The 18422-nt window shown below is 38.0% G+C and carries 15 protein-coding genes; 14 read left to right on the top strand and 1 reads right to left on the bottom strand.

The genetic code is table 11. From position 1 onward, the window contains the following. Window positions 1–223 precede the first annotated feature (223 nt). The 5 genes from ltrA to BLP50_RS05835 all read left to right on the top strand — a co-directional run bounded on the left by ltrA (window position 224) and on the right by BLP50_RS05835 (window position 7173). Complete coding sequence (gene ltrA, locus BLP50_RS05855) at window positions 224–1507, top strand: group II intron reverse transcriptase/maturase (RefSeq protein WP_090152451.1); 1284 nt, start codon at window positions 224–226, stop codon at window positions 1505–1507. Window positions 1508–1625: 118 nt separating this feature from the next. Further along, window positions 1626–2270 (top strand): DUF1836 domain-containing protein, encoded by a 645-nt coding sequence (locus BLP50_RS05850; RefSeq protein WP_090152448.1) that lies wholly within the window; start codon window positions 1626–1628, stop codon window positions 2268–2270. Between the two features lie 177 nt (window positions 2271–2447). Continuing rightward, complete coding sequence (locus BLP50_RS05845) at window positions 2448–4784, top strand: ATP-dependent helicase (protein ID WP_090152446.1); 2337 nt, start codon at window positions 2448–2450, stop codon at window positions 4782–4784. Between the two features lie 67 nt (window positions 4785–4851). After that, a complete protein-coding gene (rlmD, locus tag BLP50_RS05840; protein WP_090152443.1) occupies window positions 4852–6240 on the top strand; it encodes a 23S rRNA (uracil(1939)-C(5))-methyltransferase RlmD in 1389 nt (462 codons plus the stop codon). A gap of 54 nt (window positions 6241–6294) precedes the next feature. Further along, complete coding sequence (locus tag BLP50_RS05835; RefSeq protein ID WP_090152440.1) at window positions 6295–7173, top strand: SPL family radical SAM protein; 879 nt, start codon at window positions 6295–6297, stop codon at window positions 7171–7173. A 97-nt stretch (window positions 7174–7270) separates the two neighbouring features. Here BLP50_RS05835 and BLP50_RS05830 read toward each other — a convergent pair whose 3' ends face one another. Continuing rightward, window positions 7271–7459: a helix-turn-helix domain-containing protein gene (locus tag BLP50_RS05830; RefSeq protein WP_330386061.1), complete on the bottom strand. Its 189-nt coding sequence runs from the start codon at window positions 7457–7459 to the stop codon at window positions 7271–7273. A gap of 31 nt (window positions 7460–7490) precedes the next feature. Here BLP50_RS05830 and BLP50_RS05825 point away from each other — a divergent pair, with 31 nt between their 5' ends. From BLP50_RS05825 to BLP50_RS05785, 9 genes are all read left to right on the top strand, one after another. After that, window positions 7491–7946 carry a helix-turn-helix domain-containing protein gene (locus BLP50_RS05825; protein ID WP_242869223.1) on the top strand — a complete coding sequence of 152 codons (456 nt, stop codon included), beginning with the start codon at window positions 7491–7493 and terminating at the stop codon, window positions 7944–7946. 104 nt (window positions 7947–8050) lie between these two features. After that, a complete protein-coding gene (locus tag BLP50_RS05820; RefSeq protein WP_090152431.1) occupies window positions 8051–8581 on the top strand; it encodes a hypothetical protein in 531 nt (176 codons plus the stop codon). 416 nt (window positions 8582–8997) lie between these two features. Then, a complete protein-coding gene (abc-f, locus tag BLP50_RS05815) occupies window positions 8998–10530 on the top strand; it encodes a ribosomal protection-like ABC-F family protein (RefSeq protein WP_090152429.1) in 1533 nt (510 codons plus the stop codon). A gap of 101 nt (window positions 10531–10631) precedes the next feature. Further along, a complete protein-coding gene (locus tag BLP50_RS05810; RefSeq protein WP_090152426.1) occupies window positions 10632–11459 on the top strand; it encodes a zinc ribbon domain-containing protein in 828 nt (275 codons plus the stop codon). Window positions 11460–11556: 97 nt separating this feature from the next. After that, window positions 11557–12213, top strand: coding sequence for a response regulator transcription factor (locus tag BLP50_RS05805; RefSeq protein ID WP_090152425.1), 657 nt, complete (start codon window positions 11557–11559; stop codon window positions 12211–12213). Then, window positions 12213–13631 (top strand): sensor histidine kinase, encoded by a 1419-nt coding sequence (locus BLP50_RS05800; RefSeq protein WP_090152422.1) that lies wholly within the window; start codon window positions 12213–12215, stop codon window positions 13629–13631. Before BLP50_RS05805 ends, BLP50_RS05800 begins: the two co-directional genes overlap by 1 nt. Further along, window positions 13621–14334 (top strand): hypothetical protein, encoded by a 714-nt coding sequence (locus BLP50_RS05795; protein WP_090152419.1) that lies wholly within the window; start codon window positions 13621–13623, stop codon window positions 14332–14334. The genes BLP50_RS05800 and BLP50_RS05795 overlap by 11 nt, the downstream gene beginning before the upstream one ends. Window positions 14335–14413: 79 nt before the next feature. Continuing rightward, window positions 14414–16303 carry an asparagine synthase (glutamine-hydrolyzing) gene (gene asnB / locus BLP50_RS05790; protein ID WP_090152414.1) on the top strand — a complete coding sequence of 630 codons (1890 nt, stop codon included), beginning with the start codon at window positions 14414–14416 and terminating at the stop codon, window positions 16301–16303. Window positions 16304–16431: 128 nt separating this feature from the next. Then, window positions 16432–18348: an NAD(+) synthase gene (locus tag BLP50_RS05785; RefSeq protein WP_090152412.1), complete on the top strand. Its 1917-nt coding sequence runs from the start codon at window positions 16432–16434 to the stop codon at window positions 18346–18348. The last annotated feature ends 74 nt before the right edge of the window (window positions 18349–18422 follow it).

Here is an 18422-nt window from a genome sequence, read left to right as displayed (position 1 = left end):
TTAAGCGTGGAGGTCTCACAGAGGTTTCATTAGCCTAGTAACAACGAACTGTGAGAAGTCAGCCGAACCCATAGTAGCGAGGAAGTCTCTGTAACGGAGATGGAGCGAAGGGGTGAACAATCAATAAGTTTGAGTATGTCTCGTGTTGCAGAAATGGCAACACCTGCCGTAACCAATCGGGATAAAGGTGGTCAAATCAAGCGAGGCGGAAAGGAAAGAACGCATGGACACAAGTAGTCTAATGGAGCAGATACTATCTAGTGATAATCTCAACAGAGCATATCTGCAAGTCGTACGAAACAAAGGTGCTGAGGGAGTGGACGGAATGAAGTACACAGAACTCAAAGAACATCTTGAAAAGAACGGCGATGTAATCAAGGAACAGTTGAGGACAAGAAAGTATAAACCTCAGCCAGTACGAAGAGTGGAGATACCAAAGCCTGATGGCGGTGTCAGAAACCTAGGAGTACCAACAGTAACAGACAGATTCATACAACAAGCCATTGCCCAGGTATTAACACCAATCTATGAGGAACAATTCCATGACCACAGTTATGGATTCAGACCTAATAGATGTGCACAGCAAGCAATCCTAACAGCGCTCGATATGATGAATGACGGTAATGATTGGATTGTAGACATTGACTTGGAAAAGTTCTTTGACACAGTAAATCACGATAAACTTATGACCATCATAGGTAGAACTATCAAAGATGGAGATGTTATTTCTATCGTTAGGAAGTACCTGGTCAGTGGAATCATGATTGATGATGAGTACGAGGACTCTATTGTAGGAACACCACAAGGAGGAAATCTCTCGCCGTTATTAGCGAACATCATGCTCAATGAACTGGATAAGGAGATGGAAAAGCGAGGGCTTGACTTTGTAAGATACGCAGATGATTGTATCATCATGGTTGGTAGTGAAATGTCTGCTAATAGAGTCATGAGAAATATCTCTCGATTCATTGAGGAGGAACTGGGTCTCAAGGTCAACATGACCAAAAGTAAAGTGGACAGACCACAGGGACTTAAATACCTTGGATTTGGCTTCTATTTTGATTTAAGAGCACATCAGTTTAAGGCAAAACCACATGCAAAATCAGTAGCAAAGTTTAAGAAGAGAATGAAAGAACTCACATGTCGCAGCTGGGGCGTTAGTAACAGCTACAAAGTTAAGAAACTTAATCAGCTCATTAGAGGTTGGTTGAACTACTTCAAGATAGGTAGTATGAAAACTTTATGTAGGAAGATGGATAATCTCATCCGATACAGACTCCGCATGTGCATTTGGAAACACTGGAAAACTCCACAGAATCGTGAAAAGAACCTGGTAAAACTTGGAATTGACAGAGATACTGCAAGACGAGTTGCATACACAGGTCATAGAATAGCCTATGTTTGCAACAAGGGAGCGGTGAATGTAGCAATAAACAACAAGAGACTGGCCTCATTTGGACTAGTCTCAATGTTAGATTACTACACCGAAAGGTGTGTTACTTGTTAAGTTGATTGAACCGCCGTGTACCGAACGGTACGCACGGTGGTGTGAGAGGTCGGAATTTCTCACTTGTGAGAAATTCCTCCTACTCGATTTGACTAAGTATCTTATGATGAGGTGGGAAATGGATAATTCAAAAAAGAGACTTAATGATATATTGCGCCAGTTGGCAGAGATAGATTATGTGCATCCTGAGGATATTCCTAATATTGATTTATACATGGATCAGGTGCTGACATTTTTGAATCAGGAGCTTGGTACTGTCCGAGAGGTTAATGAGGACAAGGCTATGACCAAGACCATGATTAACAACTACACCAAGAATCAGATTCTACCACCTCCGGAGAAAAAGAAATATTCAAGAGAGCATATGCTCAATTTGATTTTTATTTACTATTTCAAAAATTTCCTCGGGCTCAAGGATATCAAGAGTATATTAGACCCAATAAATGCCAAATATTACGGTGATAGCGAGGGCGTTGATTTCTTTGACATCTACTGCAATATGGTTGGCTACGAGCACACTGTTGCCAAGGAAGTTACAAAGGATATTATTAAGAAATACAACTTCAGCCGTGAGGTGTTTGAAGAAGAGGATGAAGAGAGCAAGGATATTTTGCAGGACTTTACATTTATCTGCCTTCTTTCATTTGACGTCTTTGTAAAGAAGATGATGATAGAGCAGTATATTTCTGACCGCAGGAAAGAGGAAGAGGAGCAGGCTGAGAAGTCTGAGGACAGTGAAGCTAGCCACAAGAAAGAGGAATAGCAGAAATAAATTTTTCTTTATACAAAGCATTATAAAGGTGGCGTGGGATTTAATTCTATGTTACAATAATAGAACAAATTTTCGAAAATCTATCATGCGAGAATTGATAGATGGCTGTCACTTGGGGGATAAATACAAGGGGCAGTTTAATAGTTTTTAGTAAGGATAATAATAGTTATGGATTTAAGTATGTTAAATGATAGGCAACGAGAGGGTGTTGAGACTACTGAGGGCCCAGTTCTTATTTTGGCAGGTGCCGGCTCAGGTAAGACTAGAGTGTTGACACATCGAGTTGCTTATTTGATTGAAAAGGGAGTGATGCCATACAACATCATGGCTATCACTTTTACTAATAAGGCAGCTCGCGAGATGCGAGAGCGTATTGATAATATAGTAGGATTTGGTTCTGATGGTGTATGGGTAGCCACATTCCATGCTTCTTGTGTTCGCATTCTCCGTCGTTTCTGCGAGAATCTTGGACAGGGATACTCTAGCAATTTTACAATTTACGATACAGATGATTGCAAGACACTTATGAAGGAGGTATGCAAGTATCTTCAGATTGATACTAAGCAGTTCAAGGAGCGTACTTTTTTAAATGTGATTTCCGATGCGAAGAATAAATTGATTGGTCCAGAGGAATTCACTAATCGTGCTATGGGAGATTTTAATATGTCCCGTCAGGCTACTGTCTATAGAGAGTACCAGGCTAGACTTCGTCAGAATAATGCATTTGATTTTGATGATTTGATTATGAAGACTGTTGAGCTTCTCAAGCTTGATGGAGATGTGAGGGCATACTACAATGACAAGTTCAAATACATCATGGTAGACGAGTATCAGGATACCAATGCAGCTCAGTTTGAGCTTGTGCGTTTGCTTACTGGAGCAGCTCAGAATATCTGTGTGGTTGGTGATGATGACCAGTCTATTTACAAATTCCGTGGTGCTGATATTTACAATATTCTCAACTTTGAGGAGCATTTTCCTGGGGCGCATGTTATTAAGCTTGAGCAGAATTATCGTTCTACTGGCAACATTTTGGAGGCGGCTAATTCTGTTATTGCCAACAATGAGGGACGTAAGGAAAAGGCACTTTGGACTGAGGCAGAGTCTGGAGATAAGATTACATTCCAGCAGTTTGACAGTGCATACGAGGAGGCTAGCTATATAGCTGGTAATATTGGCGGTCTAGTTAGAAAAGGCGAGGCAGACTACAGAGAATGTGCTGTACTTTATCGTACCAATGCTCAGTCTCGTCTTATAGAAGAGAAGATGATTTATGAGGGTATCCCTTATAAAATTGTAGGCGGAGTTAATTTCTATAGCCGTAAGGAAATCAAGGACGTACTGGCTTATTTGAAGACAGTTGATAACGGCAGTGATGATATTTCTGTTCAGCGTATCATCAACATTCCAAAGCGTGGAATTGGTGCTACAACTATCGCCAAGGTATCTGATTTTGCAAGAGAGCGTGGACTTAATTTCTATGAGGCATTAGTTCACTGCGAGGATATTCCATCTATTGGCAAGGCAGCTACTAAGATTCAGGGATTTACCAGCCTCATTGAAAAGCTTCGCAAGATAGCAGCAGAGGAGTCTGTATCTGCTCTTGTGGAGGAGATTTTAGATCAGACTGATTATGTTGCTGAACTTAGAGCTGAGGGCACAGACGAGGCTAAGGCTCGTATTGAAAATATCGACGAGTTGCTTACTAAGGCAGTAGCTTATGAAAAGGATACAAGAGATGATGGTGGTGAGCCTACACTTTCTGGATTCTTAGAGGACGTGGCTCTCGTTGCAGATATTGATAGCTATGAGGAGAGTGACAACTATGTTGTGCTTATGACTCTCCATGGCGCTAAGGGACTTGAGTTTCCTAGAGTTTATATGGCAGGCATGGAGGATGGATTGTTCCCAGGTCAGGGTGCTATTTTCGATGGCGGCGGAGCAGATTCTGAGCTTGAAGAAGAGCGACGCCTTGCCTATGTAGGAATAACTCGTGCCAGAGAGCATCTTACTATGACAGCAGCCCGCATGAGGATGATTAGAGGCGAGACATCTTTCCACAAGATTTCTCGATTTGTAAAAGAGATTCCAGAGAGCCTTGTACAGGGCAATCTTTGGGAGCCAAAGCCTATGGATGATTATTCTAGCACTCCTATTGGTGAGTACTCGGTATATCAGAAGCCTACTGGTTTTGGTAAGCCATTTGCTGCATCTACAAGCTATGGCAGTGCAGGCTCTACTGCATCTACTGGTAAGGGTAGCTACAGCGCTAGCAGATTTTCTGTTGGCAGTTCTACTACTGCAGTTGCCAATAAAAATGGCACTAAGATAGAAAAGGGTGAGCTTGACTACGGCATTGGAGATCGTGTCAGCCATATTAAATTTAAAGAAGGTACAGTAAAGGATATCATCGATGAGGGCCGCGACTACGAGGTTACGGTAGAGTTCGATGGCGTGGGCGTGAAGAAGATGTTCGCATCCTTTGCAAAATTAAAAAAGATTTAAAAATGTTAGCTAAATTGGCTTGCGGGAGCGTAAAAATTTAGTAGTAGTTAATATATGTGAGGTATATATGAAACGTGGAGATATAGTTCAGGGAAAAGTAGTTAAGGTTTCTTTTCCTAATAAGGGAATAATAGAGACAGCCGAGGGAGACCGCCTTAGAGTCAAGGGAGTACTTCCAGGACAGACTGTGTCTGTGAGAGTCAAAAAGTCATCAAAGGAAAAGGCCCAGGGCAATTTGCTTTCTGTAGATGCACCATCTCCACTTGAGATGGACGCCCCTGCATGTGTTCATTTTGGCAAATGTGGTGGCTGTACATACCAGTCTCTTTCCTATGAGAACCAGCTTAAAATAAAAGAGGACATGATATATGATCTCATGGTTCCTGTGATTGGTGAAGATGTTTGGAATGATACATACGAGGGTATCAAGGCCAGTCCAAATCAATTTGAATACAGAAATAAAATGGAATTTTCATTTGGAGATGAGGTCAAGGATGGACCTCTTACTCTTGGCATGCATAAAAAGGGCAGCTTCTATGATGTTGTGACAGTTGACGGTTGCCAGATTATCGACTCTGATATGAGACAGGTTCTCACCATCACTTTAGATTATTTTGCTAGATCTAATCAGCCATACTATCGCAAGAATACACATGAGGGATATCTGCGTCATCTTCTAGTTAGAAAAGCAGCTAAGACAGGCGAGATTCTTGTTGACTTGGTTACTAGCACTCAGATTTCATCCCTGTATGAGATTGCACTTTTAGAGGGATGGAAGCAGGAGCTTTTAGCTGCAACATGGACAGGTAAGATTGCTGGTATTCTTCATACTAAAAATGATAGGGAAGCTGATGTTGTTGCTGATGAAGGTACAGAGATTCTCTATGGTCACACTTCTTTCAAGGAAGAGATTCTTGGACTTTCATTTACAATTACACCATTTTCATTTTTCCAAACTAATTCACTTGGTGCAGAGGTTCTCTATAGCACAGCTAGAGACTTTATTGCAGCAGGGGCAGATGGAGCAGAAGTATACGACCTCTATTCTGGCACAGGTACTATTGCGCAGGTTATTGCACCTGCAGCTAAGCACGTAACAGGTGTTGAGATAATTGCAGAGGCAGTAGAGGCTGCAAAAGAAAATGCTAAGCTTAACAACCTTGATAACTGCGATTTCATAGCAGGAGACGTACTCAAGGTTCTCGATGATATTACAGAAAAGCCAGATTACATTATCCTGGACCCACCACGAGATGGAATCCATCCAAAGGCCCTTGATAAGATTATCGATTACGGGGTAGATTCTCTCGTGTACATCTCATGCAAGCCAACAAGCCTTGCCCGCGACCTTGAGGCATTCCTCACTCGCGGCTACAAGGTAACACGCCTTGCATGTGTGGATATGTTCCCAGGCACTTACCATGTAGAGACGGTGGCAAAAATAGAGAGACAGTAATGGTCCTAGGGGACGGGGTTAGTGGACCATTAGGAAGTAATGGGGGAGCAAACGATGCATTTTGTTGATGCCAAAGGGATACTTAATGGAAACAGTGACCACTATGGGATGAATATATATAGGGGATGCTCCCATGGCTGTATTTATTGCGATAGTAGGAGTAGATGTTATCAGTTTGATCATCCATTTGAGGACATAGAGGTAAAACGCAATGCACCTGAGCTTTTGGAGCAGGCACTAAAATCCAAAAAGAAAAAGTGTATGATAGGAACCGGCTCTATGTCTGATCCTTATATGCATTGTGAGGAACAGCTGCAGCTTACAAGAAAGTGTCTTGAGATTATTCGTAAATACGAATTTGGTGTTACGATGATTACAAAATCAGACCGAATTCTTCGTGATATAGATCTTTTAGATGAGATTAATCGTTCTGCAAAGTGTGTGGTGCAGATGACACTCACAACCTATGATGATGAGTTGTGCAAAATAATAGAGCCTAATGTCTGCAACACAAAGCGACGCATAGAAGTTTTAGAAGAAATGCAAAAGCGGGGGATTCCAACTGTTGTTTGGATTACACCAATTCTTCCTTTTATAAATGACACCGAGGAAAATATTACTTCAATTTTAAATGAGTGTGCCCGTGTCGGAGTTAAGGGAATAATTGATTTTGGAATGGGATTGACCCTTAGAGAGGGTGATCGAGAATACTACTATCAGGCTCTTGATAAGTATTTTCCTGGCTTGAAGGAGAAATATATCGAAACCTATGGGAATGCCTACGAACTGCCAAGCCCTAACACAAGAGAATTAAGAAATATACTTAAAAAGATATGTAAGGAAAATGGCATTTTATCAACTCCGGAGGAATGCTTTACTTACATGAATGAATTACCAGAAAAGTATTCTCAGATGAGTATATTTGATTTGTAGACTAGATATTTATTTTAGATTATTTATTTTGTGAATTATAAATAATAAATGTGAATATGAAAATAAGCACAATTGATAGGTGAACTATCCCTTGTGCTTATTTTTTATCTGTGAGTCCTAAAATATAATCTGCTGATATATTGTAAAGTTTGCAGAGTGCAATCAAATGATGAATGGGTAGTTCATTAGCGCCTCGTTCATACCTAGCATACATAGTTTGAGAGGTTTTTAATACAGAGGCGACATAATATATCGTGTTTTCTGATCTTCCCCAAAAAAGGTACACATATCAGCAAAATGTTTGGAAGCTTTTTAGATTGAAGAATATATTTTTTAATGATACCATATACGTAATAACGTATAAGAATATTCGTGATAACGGACATGTAGGATTAAGATATATTTACGTAAAGGCGGATAGAAATATGACTATTACAGAAAGAATATTTTATTTAATAAAGGCTAGAGGACTTAGCCAAAACGCATTTAGTAAGTCAGTTGGTATAGCACCAAGCACAATAAGTGATTGGAAGACAAAAAATCATACGCCATCAGCTGATAAGATTATGGATATTTGCAGAGTGTTAGAAGTAACTCCCGAGTCTCTTCTTACAGGTGCTGGTATTGATGAAGCTGAGGTCAAAGAGACTAAGGTAGATTATAAGGGAAAGCAGCTTTTATTAGAATACGAAGGTTTAAATGATGAGGATCAGAAGAGGTTGCTGGCTTATGCAAAGAAGTTGGGGGAGCTGACGAAACTAGAGGATATATAAAAACGTAATTATCTTGAAAGGCCAATTTGGCATTTCAAGATAATTATGTTTTACAAGGAGAATTAAAAAACAAAAAGTAGTAAAGAAGCGAAAGGATTTTGTAGGTGGAGAGTAAGAGAAATGTATCAGTCATACAGGACATTGACGGAAATAATATTGTCATTATTAATGATATAAGGTTTAAGGGGAAACGTTCTATAGATTGGAAAGATGTTAGAGAATACTTAAAAGAGTACGTTGGGGCTTTTTATACGATTGCGGTAACAGGGGATGTTGTGTATATAGGGTCAGACCTTCCGAAGGAATATAGCGGCTCAAACTATACGAATAGCCTTAAAGGAACAAATGCAAAGGCAAAAGCAAATGCTGCAACTGGGATACCCGAAATGATAGAAATAGCCGTTGGTAAGCATTTTAGAGAAAATCGAGAGAATAAGCATAAAAGAGATGCAAAAAATGGATGGTATAGATATGACTCACGATTTGCACTTCCTGTATATGATGATATAGGAGAATTAGAAAGATATAACGTATTTCATGCATCTATGCTAGTACGTCATTCAAACGATGGAAAGCTGTATTTGTATGATGTTATAGACATAAAAAAAGAAACGAGCAACCCTCTCAGCGAATAATCGCTTACTAGACAAAAAACCCATTTCTTAAGTTTTATATTAAAGTCTTAATGTGGTTGTGTCAATAGTTTTAGAAATTTTTAGAAGAATGATTTAACACAATCAATATAATGTATGGCAATTAGTTACTGATTATGATAATGTATTTATAATAAAAAAAGAAAGGCACATTTTGTGTGGGTGAAGAAATGAGGATTAGATAGTTTGATTTGGTAATTACAGACTAATTAGTATGGCCCAAAGGGGTCTGTTTGTGTATGCCGAATTAGATTATCGTATTCATTTTGAAGCTCTCATGGGATGATTCTGTTTGATTTCGGCATGTGTCTGTCTTCATTTGTACGTGTAATCTGCTTCGGTATGGAGCAGATTTTTTTGTGCCATAAAAATATATTAAACGGAGAGGAGCGATGTGAATGGCACAGATACAAGTGACGGATTTAACATTTTCATATGATGGAAATGCAGATGATATTTTTAAAGACACAACCTTTAGTATTGATAGTGATTGGAAGTTGGGGTTAATAGGAAGAAATGGTAAGGGCAAAACTACATTGCTAAATCTTTTTATGGGAAAATACGAGTATCGAGGCAGCATTAAAACAAGCACCTGCTTTGATTGCTTTCCTTATCAGATATCTGTTTCAGATTTGAAAAAGACTGCAGCAGAGCTAATAGAAAAGTGGAAGCCTCAGATAGAATTCTGGCAGGTATTGATTCAGATGAATGAGCTAAAAATGGAACCAGAATGTCTATATAGACCTTTTGAGACACTCAGCTTTGGCGAGCGTACTAGGGTGATGCTGGCGGTTTTGTTTGCAGCGGAAAATGAGTTTCTTTTGATAGATGAACCTACTAATCATTTGGATACTGAGGCTCGTGATATCGTAAAAGAATATTTAGCTTCCAAAAAAGGATTTATTCTTGTTTCCCATGATAGAGACTTGCTAGACAAAGTATGTGACCATGTACTTGTATTAAATAGGGCATCAATAGAAGTACAGGCAGGAAACTTTTCCACTTGGTGGGAAAATAAAGAAAAGAAAGATGCATTCCAGCAAGCGGAGAATGAAAAGCACCTTAAAGAAATTGGAAAATTAAAGGCGGCTGCGGATAGAAGCGGTAGATGGGCTGATAAAAATGAGAATTCCAAAATAGGCTTTGACCCTGTTAAAGAGCACGATAGAAATATAGCAACTAGGGCTTTTATAGGCGCGAAAACAAAAAAGATGCAGGCTAGGGTTAAATCATATGAACAGCGAATTGATAGGGAAATTAGTGAAAAAGAAGGACTTCTTAATGATATCGAAAGAGTATCTGATTTAAAAATAGAACCCCTTGAATTTCACAAAGAAATATTAGTTAATGCAAATGATCTTTCTTTGCAATATGAAGGAGCGGACAGGGAATTATTTCATGGACTAACGTTTCAAGTAAAACGTGGTCAGCGCATTATTCTTTCTGGAGAAAATGGTTGTGGAAAATCAACTATATTAAAATCTATTTTGCGAAAGCAAAATCCGAATGGATTCAGTGATGATTCACAAATAATTGTGTCCGGAACATTGAATGTGGCATCGGGGATGAAGATATCATATGTCAATCAGGATACATCATTCTTAAAAGGCTCACTGCGAAAGTACTGTGAGAATAACGGACTTAATGAAAGTCTTTTGCTTGCAGTATTAAGGCAACTTGATTTGGGAAGAGAGCAATTTGTTAAGAACATGGAGGATTTTTCTGAAGGTCAGAAGAAAAAAGTGTTGATAGCAGCAAGTCTGATTACGCCCGCTCATTTGTACATTTGGGATGAGCCATTGAACTTTATCGATGTGTTCTCACGAATGCAGATTGAAAAACTCATTCTTCAATATAAACCTACTATGCTCCTTGTGGAGCATGATATTAGGTTTCAGGAAAAGGTGGCTACTGAAATTATAGGGCTTTGACTTCTCTTCTTAATTGAATAAGAAATAACACATGTATAATTGGGTTATGATAAAATAGACCCAGAATTGAAAAGCGGGTTTTATAGAAACGGAGTATAAATATGAAAATAAAGTGTGACTATTGTGGTCAGATGATTGATGAGGGACTTGATAGGTGCCCTAATTGTGGCGCATCAATTTCAGCTGTCAATCGTATGGCAAGTGGTGAGCCAAAGACAATCGAAGAGTTAAAGCAATGGTATGTGGCTCACAAGTTACCACCTGAAGAGACTACTAGATTTTTTATAGGCAAAGACATCAAAGAACCAAAGGCCTTTGGAATTTACAAAAATAGCAAGGGTGATTTTGTTGTATATAAAAACAAAGCGTCTGGTGAGCGAGCTGTTCGCTATGAAGGTAGTGATGAGGGCTATGCTGTAAATGAGCTTTATCAGAGACTTCGTGCTGAGATAGCTGACCAAAAGGAACACAGTAGAGGAAGAAGCAGATCATCCTCAGGTAATTCAAGTAATCAAAGCGTAAGTGGTAATTTCATCCGATTTGCGGCAATAGGTATTTTCATAGTAACTTTTGCTTTTATTGGTATGGTCTCTTGCGTAGTGGGAATTTTTGATAAAAGGCTAAGTGAGGGATATTACCGATACAAAGGAAACGATTATTATTATCAAAATAATGATTGGTATATTTATGATTTGGCCACGGACTCCTGGGATTATGTTTGGGATGAAAGTGAGCTGAATTCTACAATTAATTCAGATACTTATAGAGATTACCGTATATACGATCATGATGGTTCTCAATTTGAAGATTCTTCCTGGTATGATGCAGGAAGCGATGACGACGATAGCGATTGGGATAGTGACAGCTCTTGGGATTCTGATTGGGATGACTGGGATTCAGGAGGTACAGACTGGGATTCTGATTGGTAAATATTTATAACTGCAAATGGTAACGGCTTTGATGCATTTATGATACATTTATAGAGTAGGATTATTGTAGAATGATAGATTCTTTGGGAGAATTGCTATGATTAACATACTAATTGTAGATGATGAAAAACCTATCGCTGACTTACTTAAAATGGGCATGACTAAGGCTGGATATAATTGTGTTTGTGCCTATGATGGAAACGATGCACTAGAGAAAATTGAAAAGCATCTATTCGATTTAATTTTACTTGATGTGATGATGCCAGGCATTGATGGTTTTGAGCTGATGGAATATATAAGAGACATGAATATTCCTGTTGTCTTTTTGACAGCAAAATGTGCTTTGGATGACAAATTAAAGGGCCTGCGTCTAGGCGCAGAGGACTACATAGTTAAGCCTTTTGAGATGCTTGAGGTGGCTGCTAGAGTTGAGGGTATTTTGCGACGTCATGGCAAGCTTCAAGATACTATTAATATAGATTCATTGGTAATCAATACTTCTGCCATGACAGTACAGCAAGATGGACAGGAGATTAATTTGACAAAAAAGGAATATGACCTCCTTTTAATCTTTGCCAGAAATCCTGGGATTGTTCTCTATAAGCAGACAATTTACGAGCAGGTTTGGGGTGGAGAATATCCAGAAAATACAAGAACAGTAGAGTTACATATTCAAAGACTGAAAAAGAAACTTGGGTGGACAGACAAGATCAAGCCTGTTTATACGGTAGGATATAGATTGGTGGTGAACTGATGAACTATAGGCTGAAGCTCATTGTATCTTTTGCACTTTTGATTTCTCTTGCTTTTGGTATAGGTGGAACTTTGCTTATTTCTTCATCTTACTACTCTCTTTTAGGAGAAGAGGAAAGTGCAATTATAAATGAATATGAGACATTACAAAATAATCTTATGATGATTAATCATTTTTCTTCAGCTAGTTCTGCACAAAATATGCAGGAATTGATTGATCAAATGGTTGAAAGAAATATGGCCCATTGGCAGGCTCTTTCCATAAAATCATCAGGAGAGACTATTTTGGAAAGTGGAGATCAGTCCCTTATTTTAAACTATGTAAATAGTACAAAAGAAGGGACCTATTCTTATGTTCATATCAATGAGGGAAGCAGCCGACGATTGCTACTTTATAGCAAGATGAGTACCAAGAATGATGTATTAGACCTGCGTGCTTCATTTGATCTTTCTACATCATACAAGCAATGGAAAAGTCAACTGCGAATGTTTTGGGCTATATATGTTATGGTGGTTATTCTAGGTGTGGCAGTGGCAATATTATTCGCAAACATTCTTACTAAGCGTTTGCAGACTTTGACAAATGCTACAAAAGAAATAGCTGGCGGTAATTTATCTATGAGAACAGGTCTTAGGACAGATGATGAATTTGAACAGCTATCTCGGGATTTTGACATCATGGCAGATCAGTTACAGGAGAACATTCAGCAGTTGAAAGAGGATGTTCAGCGTAAAGAAAACTTTATGGGAGCGGTTGCCCATGAGTTAAAAACACCACTTACATCAATTATCGGATATGCGGATTTGATGAGGCAGGGAGCCCTAGAGTCGGACGATAGATTAACCGCCGCTAATTATATTTATTCAGAAGGACAGCGTCTAGAAAAGCTTTCTCATAAGATATTAGATTTGCTTTTAATGGAAAAGGATACTTTTACATTAAGAAAAATCAGCATGAGGGCTTTTATGGAGCAGATTCTTACTACTACATATCCTCTTGCTAGAAAGAAAAACGTTAATCTTGTAGTATCAAGTGATGATGTGTATATATTTATAGAACCTGACTTGGCAAAATCTCTTCTTTATAATCTTATTGATAATGCGATTAAAGCAACGCCTGAGGGCGGTAAAGTTAAGGTTGTAGCAAGAGCTATAAATGGCGGCTGTGAGTTTGATATTTCTGATACGGGATGTGGTATAGAAAACAAGGAATTAGCAAAGATTACCGAGGCCTTCTACCGTGTAGATAAATCTCGTTCAAGAGCCCAGGGAGGAGCAGGTCTTGGACTTACACTTTGTAAGCGAATAGTTGATCTTCACAATGGAAATATGGTCTTTACCAGCAAGCCAGGAAGTGGAAGCCGTGTAGTGGTACAGCTATTTGGTAACATGAGCCAGGAGGTGGATTATGAAAAATAAAAAAACATCTCTTATAATAGTGTGTTCTCTTGTAATCATGGCATTCTTTTTTAGTCTCCCTGTTATAGTTTTAAAATCGAGCGATGCAATATCAGATGGCAAGATTTATACATCAGATATAAAAACCATCGAATTTGGGAAAAAGATTGATACAGAATCTTTAATATACCTGATTATTAATGGAATACGTATGGAAACACCAGAAAGTGAAATGAATCTGGAAGCTGATAACTTAAGGTCTACAATAAAGGACAGTCTTTCTTTATATTATGAGAATGGCTTAATTACAGAGGATTTTGATGATTATAGTATAAGAGAATATTGGAGCTATAGAGTATATAGCGATAGTGATTCTAATATTTCGGGAGCCTATTGGGTAATAGATATGCAAACCCAATCATTTCCCAAAAACTATTTGTTTTTGACAATAGATGATGAGACAGGGAAAATTCTTTTAATAACCTATGTCACTGAAGAATCAACATACGATGTGGCTGATTTGGAAACGTATCATGAAAAGCTATTTGAGACTTATTCTGAAGATGTTGGAATCAAGTTTGACGATTATTATGATGAGGGTTCATTTTACAACAGAAATTCTAAGCAATACTATATAGAAACAGCATATGGTAGATTTTGTCTGAATTTCTACTTAACAGATTATGGGTTTAATGTCTCTCCGGGAATAGATACTTTCGAATGATGCAATTTTGATGCATTAACGAACAATTATAGATGCACCTCTTTATTATCATGTTATATGAGTAAGGAGGTGCTATTTTATGTGTGGAATAGTTGGTTATACACAGAAGCAGAATAAAATGGTTCATGTATCAGTATTAGAAAAAATGATGGATAGAATTGCCCATAGAGGACCAGATGGAAGTGGGCTTTATTATGATGCGAATATTGCAATAGGACATAGAAGATTGGCAATTATTGATGTGGATGGTGGCGAGCAGCCTATGAAAAATGAAGACCAATCCATAGTATGTGCCTTTAATGGAGAAATCTATAATCACAAAGAGTTAAGGATTCAGTTGGTGGCAAAAGGACATGAATTTAAAACAAAATGTGATACAGAAGTTTTAATTCATGGTTTCGAGGAGTGGAGATATGAATTACCTAAAAAACTCAGGGGAATGTTCTCCTTTGTTATTTGGGATGCAAAAAATAAAGAACTTTTCTGTGCACGAGATTATTTTGGAATCAAGCCATTTTACTATTATTTAAAAGATGGAAATTTCATGTTTGGAAGTGAGATAAAGAGTTTTCTTGAACATCCTGATTTTGAAAAAGAGTTAAATACAAAGCAATTAGAACGCTATTTATCTTATCAGTATTCGCCAGGCAATGAGACTTTCTTTAAAAACGTTTTTAAGTTGCCTCCAGCACATTATTTGATTAGACGTGGTGAGGAAATGGAACTGGTTCAGTATTGGTATCCAGTTCAAAACGAAGATAAAGAAACATCAATAGATGGATTTGCAGATAAGATAAGTGAGATTATGGAAGATTCTGTTAAGGCTCACAAGATAAGTGATGTGGAGGTTGGAAGCTTTCTTTCTTCAGGAGTTGATTCTACATATTTATCTGCAGTTTCAAAGGTAGACAAGACATTTACTCTTGGCTATGAAGAAGAAAGATATGATGAATCATCGAAAATTAGAAGCTTTCCTAAGTCAGAGGATTATAAGAATTACTCAAGAATTCTTGGTAAAACAGAATTTTTCGATAGAGTTAAAGATGTTCAGTACTATATGGATGAGCCACTTGCTGATGCAGCAAGTATATCGCTTTTCTTCTTGAATGAAGAGGCCTCTAAGCATGTAAAAGTTTGTCTTTCGGGAGAAGGAGCAGATGAGCTGTTTGGCGGATACAATGTCTATAAAGAACCATTTATGTGGCAGGGCTATAATAAAATAAATCCTATCATAAGAAAGGGAATTGGAGCCATTGCAGAATTATTACCTCCAATGCGCGGCAGAAATTTCCTTGTACGTCATGCTAGCTCTGTAAAGGAAAGATATATTGGACCTACATGCCTGTTCTCTGAGAAGGAAAAGAGAAAGCTGCTTAAAAACTATGTTGGAGCAGATAAGAAAAAGATTACTTTGTCAGCACACACAACTGATTCGGTAGAAGATGATATAAATTACATGCAGATGACTGATTTGAATCAGTGGTTAGTAGGAGATATTTTGCTGAAGGCGGATAAAATGAGCATGGCTCATAGTCTAGAGGTTAGAGTTCCATTTTTGGATAAGGAAGTTTTTGATGTAGCCAGCCGTATACCGGTAGCTTACAGAGCAAATAAAGAAGAGACAAAAATTGCTTTTAGAAAATGTGCAAAAAAGGTAGTAGGAGAAGAGCCTGCAAATAGAATGAAAAAAGGCTTCCCAGTACCTATTAGAGACTGGATAAAAGAAGAGCCATATCATCAGAGAATAAAAGATGCATTTGAAAGCCAAACTGCAAAGAAATTCTTTAACAGTAAGATGTTAGTGCGGATGCTAGAAAAGCATGTGTCTGATAAGGGAGATTACTGGAGATATATTTGGTGTGTATATGTATTCTTAATTTGGTATGAAAGATTTTTTGAACCAGTTAGAGAGGAAGTGAAAATCAATCCCAAAAATGAGCAGATGAAACCAGTTTATTTACATGCATAGGAGAGTTGGTTTGTTGTAATTTGCTGCTAGATAGTGATAATATAATATCAAGCAGACAATGAAGTCTAAAAGGGACTCATTGTCTGCTTTTTTGTTTGCTAAAAAGTTATTAAAAAGGAGAAATAGAATTGAAAGACGGTTTCGTAAAAGTGGCAGCAATAACTCCTAATGTTAAAGTTGCTGACGTGGATTATAACTGCCAGGAAATAGTGAAGAGAATACAAGAGGCAGCGGAAAAGGATGCTAAGGTAATGGTGTTTCCAGAACTTAGCATTACAGGCTATACTTGTCAGGATTTGTTTTTGCAGGATGCTTTGCTTGAAGCAGCAAAATGTGGCTTAAAGACTATAAAAAATTATAGTAGGAATATTGATGGAATAATATTTGTGGGCTTGCCATTAGCTTTTAATGGAAAGCTTTACAATGTTGCAGCAGCAATCTCTAGGGGGAAAATACAGGGAATAGTGCCTAAGATATTTTTGCCTAACTACAGTGAATTTTATGAAGCAAGGCATTTTATGTCAGGAAAAGATATTCAAACCACAATAGTAATAGAGGGGGAAGAAATACCTTTTGGAACAAATCAAATTTTCACTTGTGAGGATATGCCATCTCTTAGAATCGCAGTAGAGCTATGCGAGGATTTGTGGGTGCCAAATCCACCTAGTGTTAATCATTGTTTAGAAGGGGCAAATGTAATTGTAAATTTATCTGCTTCTGATCAGATTATAGGAAAGGCCAGATATAGAAGAAATCTCGTTAATAGCCAGTCAGCGCGGCTTGTGTGTGGATATATATATACATCAGCAGGTCCTAGTGAATCTACTCAGGATGTAGTCTATTCCGGACATAATATCATATCTGAAAATGGTAAAATCCTTTCGGAATCAAAGCTTTTTGGGGAAGAAATGACTGTTTCAGAAATTGATACTAAGTATCTAGAAGCGGAGCGGAGGAAAATGACGACTTATCAGATTTCGCAGAATAATGAAAATAGATACGTATATACGAATTTCACTCTAGAAATAATTGAGACGAATTTGACACGAATTATAGAACCGAAGCCATTTGTTCCTTCAATGCTAGCGGAGCGTGAATTGCGAAGCAATGAAATTCTTACTATTCAGGCAATGGGGCTAAAAAAGAGACTAGAGCATATAGGATGTAAGACAGCAGTAATAGGTATTTCTGGCGGACTTGATTCTACACTTGCACTACTTGTTACTGCAAAAGCTTTTGACTATTTAGGTCTCAATCGAAAAGGAATAGTTGCTGTGACCATGCCTGGATTTGGAACCACAGACAGAACCTATGACAACGCAGTCAGATTAATAAAAGAGATTGGAGCTACATTTAAGGAAGTTAGTATCGTAAATGCGGTAGAGCAGCATTTTAATGATATAGAACAGGATCCAAATAATCACGATGTAACTTATGAAAATAGTCAGGCTAGAGAGCGTACTCAGATTTTGATGGATATAGCTAACAAAGAAAATGGCATTGTAATTGGTACAGGTGATTTGTCGGAGCTTGCACTTGGATGGGCAACATATAATGGTGACCATATGTCTATGTATGCTGTAAATGTTTCCATTCCAAAGACTCTAGTTAGATATTTAGTTCAATATTATGCAGATACTTGTGAAAAAGATGTTTTAAGTAAAACTCTCTATGATGTGTTGGATACACCTGTGTCTCCAGAACTATTACCTCCAACCAAAGGAGAAATATCCCAGAAAACAGAAGATTTGGTGGGACCATACGAACTGCATGATTTCTTCATTTACCATATGCTTAGACTTCAGCAGAGTCCCGCTAAGATATATCGTTTGGCAAAAATCGCATTTATGAATCAGTATTCGGATGAAGAAATATTAAAATGGGAAAAGATTTTTTGTAAGAGATTTTTTGCACAACACTTTAAGAGAAGCTGTCTTCCAGATGGCCCTAAGGTGGGCTCGGTTGCAGTATCGCCAAGGGGAGACCTTAGAATGCCATCAGATGCCAGCGCAGCTATGTGGCTAAAGGAGTTAGAATGTCTTTAAGCATTTTTACTGAAAAGTGTTATATTTATATTGGGTACAATTTTTGTGTACCGGAAGCTATTACATGTTTAGAC

The sequence above is a fragment of the Pseudobutyrivibrio sp. AR14 genome, from assembly GCF_900101325.1.
Taxonomy (GTDB): Bacteria; Bacillota; Clostridia; order Lachnospirales; family Lachnospiraceae; genus Pseudobutyrivibrio.
The sequence above is the reverse complement of the archived record's forward strand: the minus strand, read 5'-3'. Positions and strand labels throughout refer to the sequence as shown.